This window comes from Psychrobacter sp. TB20-MNA-CIBAN-0197 (assembly GCF_040309765.1).
GTDB classification, from domain to species: domain Bacteria; phylum Pseudomonadota; class Gammaproteobacteria; order Pseudomonadales; family Moraxellaceae; genus Psychrobacter; species Psychrobacter submarinus.
In genome coordinates this window covers 1-725 of sequence record NZ_JBEOPC010000082.1, presented here as the reverse complement: position 1 = coordinate 725, position 725 = coordinate 1, and the positions used below count along the sequence as shown (strand labels likewise).

General features: G+C 36.3%; 1 protein-coding gene. It reads right to left on the bottom strand.

Annotation, left to right across the window (positions count from 1 at the left end):
• A partial coding sequence (locus AAEY83_RS12750) for a recombinase family protein (RefSeq protein ID WP_351059247.1) occupies positions 1-533 on the bottom strand: 533 nt, incomplete at its 3' end.
• Positions 534-725 lie beyond the last annotated feature (192 nt).

Below are 725 nucleotides of genomic sequence, written 5' to 3'. Positions count from 1 at the left end.
ATTTCCTCTTTTGTCATATTATTTTGACTGTCTAATTCTCTAATACGATTGTGTTTTGCTAGATTTGCTTTCTTACCAGTAGGTTTATATCCACTGTTTGCTAATCCCTGCTTGATACGTTCTCTACGCTTATCGTTATCAAGCTTTGCCATCGTTGCTAATAAGTCGATCAGCATATTGTTAATTACCCTAAGGATGTCGCCTGTCATACCCTCGCTAACCGTATGTGTAGTTGGTAGATCAGCCACCACCAATCGCAAACCTTTATCTTTGATGCGCTGCTTTAAGATAGCAAAATCATCCTGAGACAATCTACTCAATCTATCTACACTCTCAACAAGCAATATATCGCCTTGCTCAGCATCATTGAGTAACTTAGTGAGTGCTGGTCTATCTAACTTTGTACCACTGAAATGCTCTACGTACTCAACATGGTTATCATCATAGCTTTGGCTAAAGCTAATCAAGTCAGACAATGCTCTGGTCGCGTCTTGATCCTTAGTGCTGGCTCTCACATAAATACGAACAGTCATAACGCCACCTCTATTATTTAGACTTAATAATTAATGTTCATTGATAATAGCAAGATATTACTATCATTTAATAACATAAAAAAGTCTAATGATAGATAGGTTATCATTTAAAGGTTTTATGTTTTAGGTATAGGCTAATGATAGGAAAAAAGCACAGCAGCCAGTCTTATAATTCAAAAGTCTGTTATAGAT